The organism is Thermanaerovibrio velox DSM 12556, from assembly GCF_000237825.1.
Lineage (GTDB): Bacteria > Synergistota > Synergistia > Synergistales > Synergistaceae > Thermanaerovibrio > Thermanaerovibrio velox.
Genome location: NZ_CM001377.1, coordinates 605,100 through 619,575 on the forward strand (window position 1 = coordinate 605,100; position 14,476 = coordinate 619,575).

At 61.7% G+C, this 14,476-nt stretch carries 13 protein-coding genes and 1 tRNA gene; all 14 read left to right on the plus strand.

Going from position 1 to position 14,476, the window contains the following annotated elements:
* Positions 1-38: 38 nt before the first annotated feature.
* The 14 genes from THEVEDRAFT_RS02810 (at position 39) to THEVEDRAFT_RS02870 (ending at position 14,420) form a co-directional block, all read left to right on the plus strand.
* Complete coding sequence (locus THEVEDRAFT_RS02810) at positions 39-1,841, plus strand: TIGR03960 family B12-binding radical SAM protein (RefSeq protein ID WP_006583216.1); 1,803 nt, start codon at positions 39-41, stop codon at positions 1,839-1,841.
* On the plus strand, positions 1,831-2,220 hold the full coding sequence (locus THEVEDRAFT_RS09810; RefSeq protein ID WP_050802094.1) for a TIGR03936 family radical SAM-associated protein: 390 nt from the start codon (positions 1,831-1,833) through the stop codon (positions 2,218-2,220). The genes THEVEDRAFT_RS02810 and THEVEDRAFT_RS09810 overlap by 11 nt, the downstream gene beginning before the upstream one ends.
* Positions 2,210-2,491, plus strand: coding sequence for a hypothetical protein (locus tag THEVEDRAFT_RS09815; protein WP_040825195.1), 282 nt, complete (start codon positions 2,210-2,212; stop codon positions 2,489-2,491). The genes THEVEDRAFT_RS09810 and THEVEDRAFT_RS09815 overlap by 11 nt, the downstream gene beginning before the upstream one ends.
* Positions 2,488-3,972, plus strand: a complete 1,485-nt coding sequence (locus THEVEDRAFT_RS02825) for an Rne/Rng family ribonuclease (RefSeq protein ID WP_006583218.1) — start codon at positions 2,488-2,490, stop codon at positions 3,970-3,972. The genes THEVEDRAFT_RS09815 and THEVEDRAFT_RS02825 overlap by 4 nt, the downstream gene beginning before the upstream one ends.
* Positions 3,953-7,357 carry a chromosome segregation protein SMC gene (gene smc, locus THEVEDRAFT_RS02830; RefSeq protein WP_006583219.1) on the plus strand — a complete coding sequence of 1,135 codons (3,405 nt, stop codon included), beginning with the start codon at positions 3,953-3,955 and terminating at the stop codon, positions 7,355-7,357. Before THEVEDRAFT_RS02825 ends, smc begins: the two co-directional genes overlap by 20 nt.
* On the plus strand, positions 7,348-8,100 hold the full coding sequence (locus THEVEDRAFT_RS02835; RefSeq protein WP_425358266.1) for a tRNA1(Val) (adenine(37)-N6)-methyltransferase: 753 nt from the start codon (positions 7,348-7,350) through the stop codon (positions 8,098-8,100). Before smc ends, THEVEDRAFT_RS02835 begins: the two co-directional genes overlap by 10 nt.
* Complete coding sequence (gene rsmI / locus THEVEDRAFT_RS09820) at positions 8,100-8,594, plus strand: 16S rRNA (cytidine(1402)-2'-O)-methyltransferase (RefSeq protein ID WP_083830686.1); 495 nt, start codon at positions 8,100-8,102, stop codon at positions 8,592-8,594. The genes THEVEDRAFT_RS02835 and rsmI overlap by 1 nt, the downstream gene beginning before the upstream one ends.
* A gap of 13 nt (positions 8,595-8,607) precedes the next feature.
* Positions 8,608-8,772 (plus strand): hypothetical protein, encoded by a 165-nt coding sequence (locus THEVEDRAFT_RS09825; protein WP_156787096.1) that lies wholly within the window; start codon positions 8,608-8,610, stop codon positions 8,770-8,772.
* The gene (locus THEVEDRAFT_RS09830; RefSeq protein ID WP_040825197.1) at positions 8,744-8,956 is read left to right on the plus strand and encodes a hypothetical protein; all 213 of its coding nucleotides are present in this window, start codon (positions 8,744-8,746) and stop codon (positions 8,954-8,956) included. The genes THEVEDRAFT_RS09825 and THEVEDRAFT_RS09830 overlap by 29 nt, the downstream gene beginning before the upstream one ends.
* Before the next feature lie 46 nt (positions 8,957-9,002).
* Positions 9,003-10,970: a methionine--tRNA ligase gene (gene metG / locus THEVEDRAFT_RS02850; RefSeq protein ID WP_006583221.1), complete on the plus strand. Its 1,968-nt coding sequence runs from the start codon at positions 9,003-9,005 to the stop codon at positions 10,968-10,970.
* Positions 10,971-11,128: 158 nt separating this feature from the next.
* Positions 11,129-11,998, plus strand: a complete 870-nt coding sequence (locus THEVEDRAFT_RS02855) for a TatD family hydrolase (RefSeq protein WP_006583222.1) — start codon at positions 11,129-11,131, stop codon at positions 11,996-11,998.
* Positions 11,988-13,106 carry a tRNA guanosine(34) transglycosylase Tgt gene (gene tgt / locus THEVEDRAFT_RS02860; protein ID WP_006583223.1) on the plus strand — a complete coding sequence of 373 codons (1,119 nt, stop codon included), beginning with the start codon at positions 11,988-11,990 and terminating at the stop codon, positions 13,104-13,106. Before THEVEDRAFT_RS02855 ends, tgt begins: the two co-directional genes overlap by 11 nt.
* A complete protein-coding gene (locus tag THEVEDRAFT_RS02865) occupies positions 13,099-14,085 on the plus strand; it encodes an L-threonylcarbamoyladenylate synthase (protein ID WP_006583224.1) in 987 nt (328 codons plus the stop codon). Before tgt ends, THEVEDRAFT_RS02865 begins: the two co-directional genes overlap by 8 nt.
* A 248-nt stretch (positions 14,086-14,333) precedes the next feature.
* Positions 14,334-14,420, plus strand: a tRNA-Leu gene (locus THEVEDRAFT_RS02870).
* The last annotated feature ends 56 nt before the right edge of the window (positions 14,421-14,476 follow it).

The window sequence follows — 14,476 nt, forward strand, 5'->3', positions numbered from 1 at the left end:
AAAAACTGTCCCCTGCGGGGATTTGGAGGAATTTATACATGCGTTTTGCTGATACCGAGGATAGCCGATGGCCCCTTTGGGCATCGGTGAAGCGTCCCGCCAGGTATGTGGGTGGGGAGTACGGGCTCATCCCGCCTAAGAGTGGGGATGGGATAGTGCGCATATGTTTGGCCTTCCCGGACGTATACGAGGTAGGAATGAGTTACCTTGGGTTCCAGATCTTCTACGGTCTCCTGAAGGAGCTGCCGAAGTCCGACGTGGAGAGGGCTTACTGTCCCTGGGTGGACATGGAGCGTGCCATGAGGGAGCGCGGGGAGGTGTTGGGCTCCCTTGACACCGGCCGTCCCCTGAGGGACTTCCATGCGGTGGCCTTCACCCTCCAGTATGAGCTTTCGTACACCAACGTGCTCACCATGTTGGACCTTGGGGGTATACCCTTGAGGAGCGCCGATAGGTCCGACGGGGACCCGCTGATCCTGGCCGGAGGCCCCGGGGCCTTCGTGGCTGAGCCCCTGGCGGACCACGTGGACGCGTTCTTCGTGGGCGACGGGGAGGTGCTGTGGCCCAGGGCCGTGGAGGTTTTGAGCGCCACCATGGGGATGTCCCGGGGTGAGCGCCTCAGGGCCCTTGCCTCCATAGAGGGGGTTTACGTACCCTCCTTTTGGGACGGTTCCGTGATAAAGCGGCAGGTGCTCTTAGACCTGGACGGGGGTTTTTATCCCCGGAGGATGATAGTTCCATCGTGCGGCATAGTTCACGATCGGGTGGCCGTGCAGGTCTTTCGGGGGTGTACCAGGGGCTGCAGGTTCTGCCAGGCGGGTATGATAGATCGTCCCGTGAGGGAACGCAGCGGGGACTCCATAGTTGAGCAGGTGAGAGAGCTCTTGGAATTCACCGGTTGGGAGGAGGTGGGGTTCCTATCCCTTGCCACCTGTGACTGGAGCCATCTCGGCGAAGTGATGGAGAAGCTCCAGCCCCTGCTGAACCAGCGGGGGGTAAAGCTAAGCCTGCCGAGCCTTAGGATGGACGCGTTCTCCGTGGCCCTGGCGGCGTCGTTGGATACCATGAGAAAGGGCGGGCTTACGTTCGCCCCCGAGGCGGGGACCCAGCGTCTCAGGGACGTGATAAACAAGGGGGTTACCGACGAGGACATCGACGCCGCTGTAAGGGCCGCCTTTGAGCACCGCTGGGACCGGGTTAAGCTTTACTTCATGATGGGGCTTCCCACGGAGACGGAGGAGGACCTCCGGGGGATATGGGAGGTATGCCGGCGGGTACTCAAGATCGGGAGGTCCATGGTAAAGAGGCCGGAGGTCACGGTTTCCTTGTCCGGCTTCGTGCCCAAGGCTCACACTCCCTTCCAGTGGGAGGGGCAGATATCCATGGAGGAGCTGAGGGATCGGGGAAGGTTCGTGAAGGGGCTCATGTCCAAGGAGCGGGCGGTCAAGCTCTCCTACCATGAGCCGGGCCAGACGTTCCTTGAGGGGGTGTTCTCCAGGGGTGACAGGGCTCTGGGGGCGGTCTTGGAGGAGGCTTGGCGGAGGGGGGCTAGGTTTGACGGTTGGACCGAGACGTTCAACCTGGACCTTTGGTTCGAGGCATTTCATGCGTCTGGAGTGGACCCCTATAGATATACCGCCCCAAGGCGGTTGGAGGACCCCTTGCCCTGGGATCACATATACCCCGGGGTGAGCAAGGACTTCCTTCTCTCCGAGAGGGAGAGGGCCTTGGGGGCTGTGGTGACGCCGGACTGCAGGCATGGGACCTGCAACTGCTGTGGTTTCCCCCCTGCTTCCTGTCCTGTGCTTCTGAGGAACGGAGGGTTGTCCCATGGGAACTGATTTCGTCCGGGTGCGCTTCGGTTACTCCAAGCGAAGGGGGGCCTGCTTCATCCCCCATCAGGAGCTTCCAACCCTGTTCGGACGGGGGATGCGCCGGGCGGGTTTGACGCTGGAACTGACCCAGGGGTTCTCCCCTCATCCGAGGATAACGTTGGCGCCGCCGCTTCCGGTAGGGGTGATAGGCCTTTTCGAGCTTGGTGAGGTATGGGTTAGGAGGGACACCTTGGGATGTTTTGATCGGCTTAATCGGGTGCTCCCCGAGGGCTTTGCCGTTGAGGCGGCGGAGGTGGTGGAGGATGGCTGTCCTGCCCTCTCCAAGCTTTGCAACGCCGGGGAATACCTGCTTAGGCTGAAGAACGGGGGGCGGCATGTCTCATGAGGAGCTTGTGGAGGTTCTTAGCCGTTGGGACCAGTGGGACTCCGTTGGCAGGAACCCGGTCGCAGCCGGTTCCGGTGGGTACCTGGGGTTCATAATGCTGAATCCCGACCAGGTGGGGCCGTCGCTGATGGTCAAGTTCCTTATATCCTCCGGGGTGGTTTCCTCTTGGGCGGACCTTGAACTGGTGAGGGTCAGGCTGGGGCGTTTCGACTGTAACGATGGCTTTGTGGATCTCCTGTCCCGCCCTGCTAAGGGGGTGTTGGAGGTTTGAGGCGCGGTAAGACCATAGTGGCCAACACCCTGGAGAGCGAGGAGTCGAGGGTGGCGGTGCTAGATCCCTCCGGTCATCTCCTGGACATATACCTGGAGAGGATGTGGGAGAGGCAGCGGGCCGGGGAGATATACAAGGCCCGGGTGGATAACGTGCTGCCCGGGATGAACGCCGCCTTCCTCAACTTGGGGGACGGGCGCAACGGTTTCCTGTACCTGGCGGATTTGGGGCGTAAACCCAGCCCCGGTGAGGAGCTGGTGGTTCAGGTGGCGAAGACCGCTAGGAAGGGCAAGGGGGCCAGGGTGACCCCCAGGGTATCGCTCCCGGGCCGCTACGTGGTGCTGGTGCCGGACGGGAGGGACGTGGGGGTCTCCAAGCGGGTGGCTGATGAGGAGGAGAGGAAGAGGCTTAAGGAACTTGGCAGGCAGGTGCTTCCCGAGGGCTTCGGCATGATAGTGCGTACCGTGGCGGAGGGCTGCGGTCTTGATGAGATGCGTTGCGATGTGGAAGACCTGATGGGCCTTTGGGATGAGATAAGCTCCGCCGCTAGGCGTACCGCGGCTCCGTGCCTTCTTTACCGGGATGGTGGGCTCCTCGAGCGGGTTCTGCGGGACGAGCTTGATCGGGACGTGGCGGAGGTGGTCCTGGACAACCCGGAGGACCTGGAGACCGTGACGTCCATGTGTCTTAAGTTCTTCGGACCCTCTGGGGGGCCGGAGGTGACCTTGTACAGGGGGCGTGGATCGGTCTTTGAGGTCTACGGGGTGGAAAGGGAGCTTGAGCTGGCGCTGGACAAGAAGGTTTGGCTCAGCTCCGGTGCCTACCTGGTGATAGACCAGGCGGAGGCGCTGACCGTCATAGACGTTAACACCGGGAAGTACACCGGTGCCAAGGACCTGAGGCACACGGTTTTGAAGACGAACCTGGAGGCGGCGGAGGAGGTGGCCCGCCAGCTTAGGATAAGGGCCATAGGCGGCATAGTGGTGGTGGACTTCATAGACATGGACTCCGAGGAGGACCGAAAGATCCTCTTGGAGAGGCTTAAGGAGCTCTTCAAGGGGGACCGGCACAGGGCCAGGGTCTTCGGCATAACCCCCTTGGGGCTGGTGGAGCTGACCCGGAAGAGGAGCAGGAGCGATCTTCGAAGCGTCCTCACCAGGGGCTGTCCCATGTGCGGTAGCTCCGGGTTCGTGGAGAGGGAGGAGGCTTCCGCCATGAAGCTGAAGAGGGCCATCCGCAAGGCGGTGGGGTCCTCCTCGCCGGAGGCCATCCTGGTGGCCATGAACCCCCATGGGGCCAGGCACTGTCTGGAGTATCTGTCCTCTTGGGAGGAGGAGTTCCGGTGTCGCATATTCCTGAAGGAGGATCCTTCCCTTCAGTGGGGGAAGTTCAAGCTGGAGTACCAGGGGCAGCTGCGTCAGGTGGAGCATCGCTTGGTCCCGTCTTCTGGGGGGGCTTGGGTTGTACATAGGACGGATTGATCTTAAGGGGTTCAAGAGCTTCGGAGGTGTTCATCAGCTCCCCCTGGAGATGGGCATGGTGGCCATAGTAGGGCCCAACGGGAGCGGCAAGAGCAACATACTGGACGCCATAAAGTGGACCCTTGGTGAGGGGGCCCCGTCTAAGCTTCGGATAAGCAAGCAGAGCGACCTGCTCTTTCAGGGATCCATGTCCATGCCCCCCGCTAGGGAGGCGGAGGTATCGATCCTCTTCAGGGATGGGGCGTCATCGACGATTTTTACCAGGAGGGTTCAGCAGGACGGCACCACGTTGGCGTTGGTGGATGGGCAGAGGAGGACCCTTCTGGAGCTGGAGGACGCCAAGCGGCGGATCAAGATGGAGGGGGACCGCTTCGCCTTCATAGGCCAAGGGGAGGTCTCCGAGGTCATTCAGCAGCGTCCCATGGCCAGGAGGATGCTCTTGGAGTCGCTGCTTGGCATAGACTTCTATCGCCGCCGCAGGAACGAATCCTCCGACAGGCTTAAGGGAGTTGCGGAGGACCTGGGGCGGCTCATGGCCTTTTACGGGGAGCTTTTGAACCGCCGGCGGGAGATATCCCGGGAGGTGGAGATGGCCCAGGAGGTGGAGCGCCTGAGGGCCCAGCTGGAGGAGCTTCAGCGGTGCCATTATTGGTGGAGGAGGTCCGGTTTGGAGGCGGAGATCCGGGAGATCTCGGACTTCCTGCGGTCTGCTCAGGAGGAAAGGGCCGTTAGGACCCGGTGGCTTAAGGTGTGGAGGTCTGCCCTGGCAGGGCTTGAGGCCTTTGGGGTTTCCTTGAAGGACCGGCGGGCGGAGTCCGAAGAGGCGTTGGAGCGTGCCCGCCGGGAGATGGAGGAGCTGAGGCGCCGGGGTTCGTCCCTTGGGGCGGTGCTCATGGAGTTGAGACGCTCTGGGGAGGAGTCGTCGTTGGAGCTCAAGACCCTGGAGGCCTCGAAGGCCCGCATGGAGGAGGAGCTTCGGGAAGCGGTGTCCCAGAGGGAAGAGTCATTGAGGGAGATGCTTTCCCTGAGGGAACAGGAATCGTCCTTGAGCCGCAAGGCGGAGGAGGTTGAAGAGCGCCTCAGGCTTGGCCGCGAGGCTGCACAGGCGGCGGTCAAGAGGTCGGAAGAGGCCAAGGCGGCCCTTGGGACCTGTCTTGCGTCCCTTAAGGCCCTTGGGGTTGAGCGTTTGAGGGGGCTTGAGGAGCTAAGGCTCGCGGAGGAGTCTGTTGAGGAGAGCAGAAGGTCCGTTGCGGAGGCCCAGGCGGCCTTTTCTGAGGCGGAGGGTCGGGCGGAGGAATCGGTGGGGAGCCACCGAAAGGCCCTCGGCGAGTGCCAGGCCCTGGCGGAGAAGGTCCAGGCGGCGAGGCGGGAGATCTCGAAGCTCCGGTCGTCCCTGGAGGACATGGAGGAGACCTTGGAGCTTGAGGTGTTTCCGAGGCCGGTTCAGCAGGTGGTATCCGCTGCCCGCCTTGGTAAGCTGGACGCCACGCCCCGGGTTCTGGCGGACGTGTTCCGCTGCCCGAAGGAGATATCTGGGGCCTTGGACGCGTTCCTGGGGGGGCGGCAGTTCTGGATCCTGGTCAGGGATATGGAGGAGTCCGGGCGCTGCATAGACTTCTTAAAGTCTAGGTCCCTTGGCAGGGCCACGTTCCTTCCCCTGGAGAGGTGCGTACCCAGGAGGCCGGACAGGAGTTTGGCGATGAGGGCCGGCGTGGTGGGTTTTGCCATTGATCTGATAGAGGTTGCAGAGGAGTACAGACCCGCCATGGAACACATCCTGGGGGATCTCCTTGTGGTGGAGGACTATCAGGTTGGGAAGGAGATCACCAGGACCTCCTTCAGGGGGCCCGTGGTAACCCTGGAGGGTGATGTGTTCCAGCCCACCGGGGCGGTTTCGGGGGGACGCAGCAAGTCCCAGCGGAGCGCGGTGGAGATGCGTCAGGCCATAGAGGCCGGGAGGACAAGGCTCAAGGAGCTTGAGGCGCGCTTGGGCGAGATGGAGGCTGCTTTGTCGGAGCTGGAGACCCGGGAGGCGGAGCTTGCTGACCTGGAGAAGAAGTGCCTTCAGGAGGTCTCTTTAAGGCGCAGGGAGCTGGAGGAAGCCCGCCTTGCCCTGAGCTCCCAGGAGGCTCGCCGGGACCGGCAGGCGGGGGTTTTGATGGATCTTGACAGGAGCCTTAAGGAGGCGGGTCGCAAGGTCCTGGAGCTTAGGGAGAGGTCCGTTCTGCCCCAGGGTCTTGAGGACCTCTCCAAGGTCGAGGAGGAGCTTAAGGCCGCCCTCGAATCTCACCGGCAGGTCTCTACGAAGCTTGCTCTGGCGGAGGAGCGGCATGCGGGGGCCTCCGCCCTGGCGGACCGGGTGAGGTCGGAGGTTGAGAGGCTGTCTTCCCGGCTGGATCATCTGAGGTGGTCTTACAAGGACCGGGAGGGTCGTATCGCCTCCGCGGTAGGGGAGCTTGGGGAGATCGGTGTTAGATGGATGGAGCTTAGGGGACAGCTGGTCAAGGCCCAGAGGGATTTGGAGTCCGCTTGGAGTGCCATGGAAGCCCTCAGCGCAAAGTACGATCGTTGCAGGGATAGGATGGCCCGGGCCATGGAGGCCCTTGGTAGGGTGGACATGGCGTTGGAGGAGCTGAGACGCCGGGAGGCATCCTGTGCCAAGGAGCTGGAGGACCTAATGACGACCTGGGAGGAGGTCTACCCTTATCCTGGTGTGTACGAGGGGCCTCCGGGAGATGGGTTGAGGGGTAAGATCCGGGAGCTGGAGAGGGCCATAAGGGAGATGGGGCCCGTGGACATGGGGGTCCTTTCGGAGTCCCGGTCGCTTGACGAGCGGTTGGAGTTCTTAAAGGGGCAGATAGACGATTCCCGAAGGGCCATGGCTGATCTTGAGCGGGTCATTGCGGAGGCGGATCAGAGGGCCCAGACGGTTTTCATGAGGTCCCTTAAGGACATAGACGACCGGTTTGATTCCCTGTTCAAGCGGCTGTTCGGCGGAGGGGAGGCTCATCTGGAGGTGATGGACTCCGGGGGGCTTTGGGACTCCGGGGTTGAGATAACCGCGAGGCCCCCGGGCAAGAGGCCCCAGGGGATAGCCCAGCTTTCCGGTGGGGAGCAGTCGTTGACGGCGGTGGCGCTGCTGTTCTCGTCCCTTGAGGTGGCGGGCTGTCCCATAGCGGTGCTGGACGAGGTGGACGCCGCGTTGGATGAGGTTAACCTAAGGCGTTTTGCGGACCTTGCGGCGGAGAGCTCTGCGGAGAGGCAGATACTGGTCATGACCCACAGACGGATAACCATGGAGAGGGCGGGGCTCCTGTACGGGGTGACATTGAGGGAGCCCGGGCTTTCCCAGGTTGTGGGGGTTAAGCTGGAGGAATGGGATTGAGGAGCACACTTGACGACCTTCTTTGGGGCAACCTAAGGGCGGAGCAGCCCGCGGAGGGGTTTGGCCCCAGGGTTACGGTGGATACGGTTCTGCTCGGGGCCTACGTTAAGGTTCGAGGCGGTTCCCGGGTGCTGGAGCTGGGCTGTGCCCATGGGATCCTGTCGCTGATGTTGGTTAAGCGGGCGTTGGCGGCGGGCAGGCATATCCAGGTGGTGGGGATTGACATCCAGAGGGACCTGGTGGATATGGCGCTTAGGAACCGGGATCGCCACGGCCTTGGGGACTACGCCCGGTTCTACAGCATGGACATGAGGGACGTAGCCGGGGATTGGGAGGAGGCACCGTTTGACGCGGTGGTGGTGAACCCTCCCTACGAGGATCCCAACAGGAGCAGGCCGAGTCCCAGGGGCCCGGTGGCCCTGGCGGTCCACGGGGTCATGTGCAGCCTGGAGGACGTGTTCAGGGCCGCGTCCAGGGTGCTAAAACCCAAGGGCAGGTTCTTCATGGTGATGAGGGCCCACAGGATGGCGGAGGCCCTTTGTGGCATGAGGGACTTTAAGCTGGAGCCGAAGCGCCTGACCGCGGTGCATCCCAAGCCAGAAAGGGCCGCTTCGGTTTTCCTGGCGGAGGCGGTCAAGTGTGCTAAGCCGGGGATGGTGGTAGAGAGTCCCCTTTTCATCTATGGATCCCACGGGGAGTACACGGAGAGGCTTCTTAAGGCCTACCGCGAGGAGGGACTTTGATGCCCCTTGTCTTGGTGCCCACCCCCATAGGCAATCTCCAGGACATAACCTTAAGGGCCCTTGAGGTCCTTAAGGGCTGCGACGTGGTGGCCTGCGAGGACACCAGGAGGACCTTGAAGCTGCTTAACCACTATGGGATAAAGAAGCCCCTGATGAGCCTTCATGAGCACAACGAGGTAATGAGACTTGGGCGGATGAGGGAGATGCTGTCGGAGGGGCTTTTAGTGGCCTTGGTCTCCGACGCGGGTACGCCGGGCATAAGCGATCCCGGTGAGATCGTGGTGAGGATGGCCATAGATGAGGGGTTCCCGGTGGACGTTCTGCCGGGCCCGTCTGCGGCTATCACCGCGTTGGTGATGTCGGGGTTGGGGACTCGGCGGTTCACATTTGAGGGGTTCCTGGAGGGCCGCAGGTCCTTTAAGGAGGCCAGGCTTAGGGCGCTGAAGGACCGGGAGGAGACGCTGGTGTTTTACGCGTCCCCCCACCAGGCTTGAGGAGGACCTGTCCATGATGGTCCGTCTGCTGGGTGACAGGCCCGCCGCCCTGGTGAGGGAGATCAGCAAGATCCACCAGCAGGTGATCCGGGGGACCCTTTCGGAGCTTTTGGAGTCCTGCGGCAGCAATCCCTTTAGGGGGGAGGATGGTGCTGGTGGTATCGGGTTCCGGCTGTGATCCCGGGGGTTGTTCGGGTGAGCGGGGTGCTGCCGGGGCCGAAGGATGGGAGGAGGCCGCCAAGGGTCTTTTGGAGGCCGGCCTTGGGGTGAAGGAAGTGGCGTTGCGGATAAACCAGGAGATGGGGGTGCCCAAGAATCGGGTGAAGGAACTTTTGCTGGGGCTTTTGCGGGGTAATCGTTGATGGATTAGAATACATCGAACAACCGAGGTCTAGGGAGGAATGTCTCGTGAGCGAGAGGAACACCTTTTACATTACCACCCCGATATACTACGTGAACGACGTGCCCCACATAGGGCACGCCTACACCACCATAGCAGCGGACGTGCTTGCCAGACATCACCGGATGTTGGGTCACAGGACCTTCTTCCTCACCGGTACCGACGAGCACGGGCAGAAGATCCAGCAGGCCGCCTCTGCCAAGGGGCTTACCGCCCAGCAGCTGGCGGACCAGACGGTGGAGAACTTCCGCCGGCTGTGGAAGGTGCTTAACATAACCAACGACGACTTCATCCGTACCACCGAGGAGAGGCACGAGAGGGTGGTTCAGCACATATTCTCCAAACTCCTTGAGAAGGGGGACATATATCTAGGCTCCTACGAGGGTTGGTACTGCGTGCCCTGTGAGACCTACGTGCCGGAGGCTCAGATGGGGGAGGGCAACACCTGTCCGGACTGTGGGAGGCCCCTTCAGAAGATGACCGAGGAGAGCTATTTCTTCCGCATGTCCAAGTACGAGAAGCCCCTTTTGGAGTACTACGAGTCTCATCCGGAGGCCATACTCCCCAAGAGCCGCTACAACGAGATAGTGAGCTTCATAAAGGGGGGGCTTAAGGATCAGTCCATATCCAGGACCACCCTTACCTGGGGTGTACCGGTGCCTGGGGATCCGAAGCACGTGGTGTACGTGTGGTTTGACGCGCTCATCAACTATCTGTCCGCCCTTGGCTATCCCGATGAGAACGGGCTGTGGAAGACCTTTTGGCCCGCCTGTCATCACCTGGTGGGGAAGGACATAATACGTTTCCACTCGGTGGTATGGCCGGCGCTCCTCATGGCCTTGGAGCTTGAGCCCCCGCGGATGGTCTTCGCCCATGGATGGTGGACCGTGGACGGGGACAAGATGTCCAAGTCCAAGGGCAACGTGGTGGATCCCTTTGAGATGGCGGACGTCTACGGGGTGGATCCCTTCCGGTACTTCCTTCTCCGGGAGGTCCCGTTCGGCCTGGATGGGGATTTCTCCGAACGGGCCATGGTGCAGCGCATAAACTCTGACCTCGCCAACGACCTTGGGAACCTCTTGAACCGCACCCTGCAGATGATGAAGAAGTATCGTGACGGGTTGGTCCCGTCCGCGGTGTCCCCCACGGGGCTGGAGCTGTCGGTTCGCCGGATGGGGGAGGAAGTGACCGTCCAGGTGGACGATTTGCTCGAGCGGTTTGCCTTTGATGAGGCCCTTAAGGCCATATGGTCCTTCATCGGCCGGGCCAACAAGTACATAGACGAGACCATGCCCTGGAAGCTGGGGAGTGAGGGGAAGGGGGAGGAGCTGGACCGGGTGCTTCGGACCCTCTTTGAGGCCCTGAAGTTGGCCTCTCAGCTGGTGTATCCCTTCATGCCCGAATGTGCGTCGAGGATATGGTCTCAGCTGGGGCTTCCCGGCAGCGTGTCCGACTGCAGGCGTCCTTGGTCCTTCGATGAGATGGAGCCGGTGAAGGTGGAAAAGGGAGACGTCCTGTTCCCCAGGATCGACCTGGCCAAGTGGGACGAGACCCGGGGCCGGCTGCTGGCCGAGCGGGTTGCCGCTGCCCAGGGTGGGCAGGGAAGCGAAGGGGATGATATGGACTACAGCGACCACGAGGAGGAGATCACCATAGATCTCTTCAAGAAGGTGGAGCTCCGGGTGGCCCAGGTCTTGGCGGTGGAGCCGGTCCCCAAGGCGGATAAACTCTACAAGCTGGAGTTGGACCTTGGTTACGAGAAGAGGACAATCGTGTCCGGCATAAGGGAGTTTTACCAGCCCGACGAGCTGGTGGGCAAGAGGATAATAGTGATCTGCAACCTCAAGCCCTCGGTGATAAGGGGTGTCAAGAGCAACGGCATGCTGTTGGCGGCGGAGAGCCCCAGCACCAAGAACTTCACCCTGGGGCTTTTGACCGTGGACCGGGACGTGCCCTTGGGCAGCCGAATTCACTAGGCCCGTGGCGGTTTGATCCTAACCGGGGCCGGTCCCCTCGATGAGGGGCGGCCCTGTTCTAATTTCGTGCCCCCGGGTCTCAATAGGGGCTTTGAATTTTGAAGACTAATTTGGGAATGCTCAGCGGTTGGTTTTCGTTAAGAGGGGGATCCTGAGATATGGAGGTGTTTCTTCCCTTGTTCTTCGATAGTCATTGTCATTGGAACGACGGTTCCATTGATGCCCAGGAGGTCCTTCGGCAGGCGGAGCGGTGTGTTGAGGCCTCGGTGGGGGCGGTTTTGGTGGCCGGTTATGACGTGGAGTCCTCCGTCAGGGGTGCGGAGCTTGCCCGCAAGGGGGTTGGAGCCGTGTCGGTGCTTGCCTCTGCGGGGTTGCATCCCCATGACGCCTCCCAATGGGGTAGGGGGGTCATGGAGGACCTAGTGGGGCTGCTCGAGATGCCTCATGTGAGGGCCTTGGGGGAGATCGGGCTGGACTTTTGGTACTACAACTCTCCCCGGGATAGGCAGTTGGAGTGTTTTGAGGCCCAGCTTCAGCTGGCGGAGGACCTTAAGAAGCCGGTGATACTTCACATAAGGGACGGCAAGGAGCCTGAGGACCGGGCTTTCCCCTTGGCGTTTGACGTCTTGAGGGGTTTCGCCGGGTCCGGGGATGTCAAGGGGGTTCTCCACTGCTTCTCCGGCGGTGTAGCGGAGGCCCGCAGGGGTTTGGACCTGGGGTTCATGATCTCCTTCGCAGGGCCCTTGACGTACCCCAAGTCAGAGGAGAGCCGTCGGGTTTGTTCTTACGTGCCCTCCGACATGCTGCTCTTGGAGACCGACTCCCCGTACCTGGCCCCAAGGTCCAGGAGGGGCAAGAGGAACGAGCCCGCATACGTGGTGGAGGTTTATCATGAGGCGGCCAAGGTCCGGGGGGTTGACGTGGACACCCTGGGGCGGCTGGTCTGGTCCAACGGGGAGAGGCTGTTCGGTCCCATCCCCAAGGGTGTCTCTGGTGCGGTCGGTGGAGGTGAGGCCCGTGAGCTTTAAGGTCGTAGCTCAGTGTCCGGTGACCGGTGCCAGGGCGGGGGAGCTTGTGACGTCCCACGGGGTCGTCCGGACCCCGGTGTTCATGCCGGTTGGTACCCAGGCCACCGTGAAGGCCATGGCTCCCTTTGAGCTCAAGGCCATAGGGGCCCAGATAATACTTGGGAACACCTATCACCTGTTCTTGAGGCCCGGGGAGGACTTGGTGGAGAAGGCGGGGGGGCTGCACCGGTTCATGAACTGGGACAGGCCGATACTTACCGACAGCGGGGGGTTCCAGGTGTTCTCCCTGGCGGAGCTGAGGACCTTGAGCGACGACGGGGTGGTTTTCAGGTCCCATCTGGACGGCAAGAGGCATCTGATGACCCCGGAGCGGGCGGTGGCGATCCAGGAGAAGCTCGGCAGCGACATCGCCATGTGTTTTGACGAGTGCGTCAAGTACCCATCCAGCTATGAATACTCCATGGAGGCCATGAAGAGGACCATCCGGTGGGCTAGGCGCTGCAGGGAGGCCCATGGGCGCCAAGACCAGCTCTTGTTCGGCATAGTTCAGGGCAGCGTCTTCGAGGACCAGCGGCTCATGTGTGCGGAGGCCCTGATGGAGATGGACTTCCCCGGGTACTCCATCGGTGGGTTGTCGGTTGGAGAGAGCCACCAGGAGATGTACAGGATCTTGGACTGTCTCAAGGGAGTGCTGCCCCAGCAGAAGCCCCGGTATCTCATGGGGGTGGGTCATCCCTCGAACCTGATGGAGGGCATATCCCGGGGGGTGGACATGTTCGACTGCGTGCTGCCCACCAGGAACGGCCGCAACGGTACGGTCTTCACTTCCAGGGGGAAGTTGAACGTGAAGAACCTCTCTTTGGCCGAGGACTTTACCCCCTTGGACCCGGAGTGCTCGTGTTACGCCTGCAGGAACTTCTCCAGGGCTTACATAAGGCACCTTTACAAGGCGGGGGAGATCTTGGCCATGAGGCTCTGCACATGGCACAACCTTCACTTCCTGGTGTCCCTGGTCGAGGGAGCCAGGAGGGCCATAATCGAAGGTACGTTCCCGGAGTACAAGGAGAGGTTCTTGCGGGTCTTTGAGGGGGATTCGGCGGATGGATGAGCCGTTGCTGGAGACCAAGGTCGTGGAGGCCCATGAGGATGCGGTGAGGCTTGCAGCGGACCTCATACTTTCCGGGGAGCTGGTGGCCTTTCCCACCGAGACGGTTTACGGCCTTGGTGGGGATGCCACCAATCCAAGTTCTGCCGCCAAGATATACTCCGTCAAGGGGCGCCCGGTGGATAACCCCCTTATAGTCCACGTGGGATCCCTAGAGGAGGCCTGCGGGGTAGGGGTGATGACGGACCTGGCGGAGATGCTTTGCATGGCGTTTTGGCCCGGGCCTCTCACGGTGGTGGTGCCCGCCAGGGAGGTGATCCCGCGGGAGGTTAGGGGCGGGCTTGACACCGTGGCGGTACGCTGCCCATCTCATCCGGTGGCGCTGGCGTTGATCTCGGCGAGCGGGGTTCCCATAGCGGCCCCCAGTGCCAACAGGAGCGGCCGTCCCAGCCCCACCGACGCATCGGCTGTTATGGAGGACCTTGGGGGCCTCATCCCCCTTATACTGGATGGAGGACCCTGCCGGGTGGGGCTGGAGTCCACCGTTGTGGATGCCACTTCGGACGTTCCGGTGATACTGCGCCATGGTGGGGTCACGGCTCAGGAGCTTAGGGATGTGGCGGGGGAGGTGCTCACCGTTGGCGGTGAGGAGCTTAAGAGGAGGTCCCCGGGTACGAGGCACAGGCACTACGCCCCGTCCGTCCCGGTGTTTCTTTGGGCCGGAGGCCCCGTGGACATTGGGTCTTTGGGGGGTGGAATGGTGGGTTACGTGGGGTTGGAGGAGCCTCCCTGCGGGGTTTCTCACGCGGTGAGGGCCCGCGACGTTAGGGAGTACGCCCGGGAGTTGTTCCGCTCGTTCCGGGAGATGGAACGCATGGGGGTATCCGCCATACTGGCCCAGGTCCCTCCCAAGGGGGATCCCATGGGGGATGCACTGTTCGACCGTCTTTTTAGGGCTTCCGGCGGCCGTACCGCGGGATGAGGTTTCACTCCCCATTCTTTTCCTGCGGTGATCCATGAGGTGCTGGTAGGGACCGTTGCGCTTCGTGCTTTTGCCGTGGATAGCACTGGTCCTCCTCTGAATTGGTTTGAATATTGTCTGGCCGGTTGACAGCGGGTGGGATCTTCTGAGGCTTTTTGGGGACGAGCTAGACGGGGTGCCACTTGCCAAGGCCGGTGAAGAATGCTAAAATCCTCAGCGTTGCGCGGTTGAGTAACGAAATCGTTCGAGTCGGGGTGGCGGAATTGGTAGACGCGCTGGATTCAGGATCCAGTGGGTTAGCGCCCGTGGGGGTTCGACTCCCCCCCTCGACACCATAGTTTTCTTGAGGCGTCCATAGTCGGTTGACTAGGGACGCCTTTTTTGCTATGAT

Excerpts from the sequence above, each read along its gene's own strand:
- THEVEDRAFT_RS02810 (WP_006583216.1), top strand. The coding sequence starts at position 39 with ATGCGTTTTGCTGATACCGAGGATAGCCGATGGCCCCTTTGGGCATCG.
- THEVEDRAFT_RS09810 (WP_050802094.1), top strand. The coding sequence starts at position 1,831 with ATGGGAACTGATTTCGTCCGGGTGCGCTTCGGTTACTCCAAGCGAAGG.
- THEVEDRAFT_RS09815 (WP_040825195.1), top strand. The coding sequence starts at position 2,210 with ATGTCTCATGAGGAGCTTGTGGAGGTTCTTAGCCGTTGGGACCAGTGG.
- THEVEDRAFT_RS02835 (WP_425358266.1), top strand. The coding sequence starts at position 7,348 with ATGGGATTGAGGAGCACACTTGACGACCTTCTTTGGGGCAACCTAAGG.
- rsmI (WP_083830686.1), top strand. The coding sequence starts at position 8,100 with ATGCCCCTTGTCTTGGTGCCCACCCCCATAGGCAATCTCCAGGACATA.
- THEVEDRAFT_RS09825 (WP_156787096.1), top strand. The coding sequence starts at position 8,608 with ATGATGGTCCGTCTGCTGGGTGACAGGCCCGCCGCCCTGGTGAGGGAG.
- THEVEDRAFT_RS02855 (WP_006583222.1), top strand. The coding sequence starts at position 11,129 with ATGGAGGTGTTTCTTCCCTTGTTCTTCGATAGTCATTGTCATTGGAAC.
- THEVEDRAFT_RS02865 (WP_006583224.1), top strand. The coding sequence starts at position 13,099 with ATGGATGAGCCGTTGCTGGAGACCAAGGTCGTGGAGGCCCATGAGGAT.